Here is a 2,860-nt window from a genome sequence, read left to right as displayed (position 1 = left end):
ATTGACGTTGCGCTGCTTTCCGGCGACGTCGACCAGTGCGAGTTGCCCCTCGTAACCATCCAGCATGCTGACCACTTGGCCCGGTATGCCCAGACACATCGGTCAGCCCTGCCCTTCCACCGACGCTGCCGGCGATCGAGTCCGCAGACCCGCGACGACTTCCTTGACGGCGTCGATGGCCCGTGGCACCGCGCCCGCGACGGCCTCGGTCAGACCAATGCCTTCGGCGACGCTCTCCACCTCGCAGCCGATGACGACCGTGTAGGGCGGTTGGCCGCCGAGTGCCTTCAGGCTGTCGAACACCGCCGCAGGATCCATGCTGTGGGTGTCCAGAGCGGCTGTGGCGGAGTGTGATTCATGGTCGGCCTCGAAGATGTGCAGAGCCCCCGGGTTGCCGCGATTGGGTACCGCGTCGACCAGGACCAGCGCATCCCAGTCGTCGAGCAGGTCGTAGGCCAAGTGCATGCCCCCGATGCCGTAGTCGACGGCCCGCACGCCCGAATCGTCCTGCCGGACTGGGACATGCCGGACTACCTCGGAGCCGAACCCGTCGTCGCCGAGGAAGATGTTGCCGATGCCGGCCACCAGGATGCGCACTGGATTCGGACCGCTCGGTGACCCTACATATGCCGGATCTTGAGATACCGCCGGGCATCTGGGACAGATATCAGCCCTATCACGAGTCCGCCCAGAACAAACAGCCCAAGGATGCCGATGAACATCCATCCTACGATCGCCATGTCGAATTCCTTTCGGTGGTGGTGGTTTGGAGCGGTTCGACTTCGTCGGGGGAGAAGTACAGGTAGCGGCCGTACCAGTCGTGTAGCTCGGCGGCCGGATCGTCCTCGACGACGACACCGACGTGTTGGTTGCCGTCGACGTCTTCGTGCACGGTGGTGACGCGGGCCGTCCTGCCCGCGAAGAACAAGTCTTGTGCGTCGGCCCGACGCCCCGGATGCAGAATCACCCGACTGCCCCGCGCCACCCGGACACCGTTCACCAACACCGCGTCCAGGTCGGGCTGGACTGCGTTGTCGGCCAGCGGATCCCACCAATCCACGCCGTCTGGCACCTCCGGAATCAGGCCAACGGTCTCCCGCGGATCCCGCAGGGCTCCGTGCAGGCGCGCCATGGCTTCGGGCGACATGGAGTCACAGCTGTCGATGATCTGCGCGGCCAGCGGATCGGTAGCCCGGGCCTGTGCCTTCTCCTGGTCGGTCATCGTCATCACGCGCAACGTCAGGATCTCGTCGATCTCGGTGCAGTCGTAGAGCGCGGTCTCGCTCTGTTCGGCGACCTCGGGGTGGTCGTAAAGGATGATCGGTGAGATCAACAGCAGATCCCCGGCGCCGGGCGGGCCGGCCAGCACCGGGAAGCAGCGGTGCTGGCTGCAACGGGACACCGCGTCGGCGGCGGGCAGCGGTGGCTCGAGGAGCGAGACGAATTCGCCCCCAACGACTTCCGCGATGACGTGGGTGCCGATCAGGGAACGAGCTATCGCGTCGTCTTTGTCCACCGCAGGGGCACCGGTATTTGTGACCCGTACCGAGACCCGATGGAGCGCACCGTCCGGCTCGATGCCCACGGTCAACGCGGCGCCCACCTCCCGGCGGGTCCGGACCAGCCGACCGCCCTCGACGGATTCGACGTCGGTGGCCGGAGCGGCGGTCAGCGACAGTGACCATGGCTGGTCCGGATCGTCAATCGCAAAGGGGCCGAACGACGTTTCACACTCGATCGCTTCGTCCCAGGTCAGCCACGAACCAGTTGGTGTGATCAGCTCGTCGACGGGGTCGAAACGGCCACCACCGGCGTCGCGTTCGGCACGGCGGTGCTGCAGCTGCAGGAAGCGCACCACCAGGGTGATCGCCTGCGCTCCGTCGACGAGGAACTGCGCGGCGATGGTGTCGTCCTCGCCGATCCCGGCGTCGGCCGCGCTCGCAGGTCCCAAAACGCCCCACTGCCAACGCGATCGGTTCCTGCTCGAGGTCGCGCGGTACGGGTAGAGCAGGTAGCCCTCGTAAAGGACGGCGTCGGCGACGGCCCGGGCCCGGTCCCAATCCGCGGTCATCGCGCCTCCTGGTGCGCTGCGCTGAGCAGCGTGGTGACTGCGTCCTCGATGCTCAACAGGCCGCGCGCCGACTTGTAGGCGGCCAACGCGGCCACCGCGTCCTGAGACAGCCGCACCCATCCGGTGTTCGGGTAGTGCAGCCGGATGAGTTCTCGCCACACCGTCACCGGCATGTCGTAGTGGTCCTCGCAGTCCCACGACACTTGCTGAACGGAGAAACCGCGCTGACCCGCCGTGAATACGGTCCCGCTGAAAAGGAATTGCAGTGGAACTGCGCCGTCGCGCAGCGCGTGCAGGTACTTGGCGGCCGCGATCTCGAAATCGTAGGTGCACTCCAGGGGCAGCGCGACCTCGCTGGTGCCCAGGAACGCCGGCACCATCGCCGTGCAATGCTGCCACAGGAAGGTGCGTTGGGTGGTGGCCCAGCGTTCCCGTGGCCCGAACAAATCCGTCAGCCCCGCCGCCTCGTCGTCGGAGTAGCCGCGCCGCAATGGCTCGATGCGGACCTGGCAGCGCAGCGCGATCGCGTGCACGGGCTCGTCGTCGGGCGCCGAAACGCTGACCCGCGCGGTCAATATCGGCACTACCGCATACGGCTCGGGGACCACGTCGAGGACTGTGAATGCCAGGCCGCTCGCCTGGCCGGTGCGGCTGGTCATCGACATTGCTCCGTACTGCGGCTGGCCAGCTGATCGAAGAACGCGTCGATGAATTCGCGCGCCTCTTGACCGCCGTCGAAGCCGCGCCACAACATCCGCAGCCCGCCGATGAACTCGTAGCAGGCGTCGA

At 66.7% G+C, this 2,860-nt stretch carries 6 protein-coding genes; all 6 read right to left on the bottom strand.

The window, feature by feature from the left end; translation table 11 throughout:
- The coding region (locus QOC69_RS12560) for a HypC/HybG/HupF family hydrogenase formation chaperone (RefSeq protein ID WP_526439885.1) at positions 1-99 on the bottom strand (99 nt) is incomplete at its 3' end.
- A gap of 3 nt (positions 100-102) precedes the next feature.
- Complete coding sequence (locus QOC69_RS12555) at positions 103-597, bottom strand: hydrogenase maturation protease (protein ID WP_526439878.1); 495 nt, start codon at positions 595-597, stop codon at positions 103-105.
- 23 nt (positions 598-620) lie between these two features.
- On the bottom strand, positions 621-722 hold the full coding sequence (locus QOC69_RS12550) for a DUF6893 family small protein (protein ID WP_526439883.1): 102 nt from the start codon (positions 720-722) through the stop codon (positions 621-623).
- 5 nt (positions 723-727) lie between these two features.
- Positions 728-2,071, bottom strand: coding sequence for a hypothetical protein (locus QOC69_RS12545; RefSeq protein WP_526439876.1), 1,344 nt, complete (start codon positions 2,069-2,071; stop codon positions 728-730).
- A complete protein-coding gene (locus tag QOC69_RS12540) occupies positions 2,068-2,730 on the bottom strand; it encodes a DUF6084 family protein (protein ID WP_526439874.1) in 663 nt (220 codons plus the stop codon). The genes QOC69_RS12545 and QOC69_RS12540 overlap by 4 nt, the downstream gene beginning before the upstream one ends.
- Positions 2,727-2,860 (bottom strand): DUF5947 family protein (locus QOC69_RS12535; RefSeq protein ID WP_526439880.1); only part of this gene is annotated, 134 nt, incomplete at its 5' end. The genes QOC69_RS12535 and QOC69_RS12540, both read right to left, overlap by 4 nt.

This window comes from Mycobacterium sp., from assembly GCF_032162105.1.
GTDB lineage: Bacteria > Actinomycetota > Actinomycetes > Mycobacteriales > Mycobacteriaceae > Mycobacterium.
The sequence above is the reverse complement of the archived record's forward strand: the minus strand, read 5'-3'. Positions and strand labels throughout refer to the sequence as shown.

What these genes read in the sequence shown, in the direction of transcription:
- QOC69_RS12540 (WP_526439874.1), bottom strand. Translation starts at nt 2,730, where the DNA reads ATGACCAGCCGCACCGGCCAGGCGAGCGGCCTGGCATTCACAGTCCTC.
- QOC69_RS12550 (WP_526439883.1), bottom strand. Translation starts at nt 722, where the DNA reads ATGTTCATCGGCATCCTTGGGCTGTTTGTTCTGGGCGGACTCGTGATA.
- QOC69_RS12545 (WP_526439876.1), bottom strand. Translation starts at nt 2,071, where the DNA reads ATGACCGCGGATTGGGACCGGGCCCGGGCCGTCGCCGACGCCGTCCTT.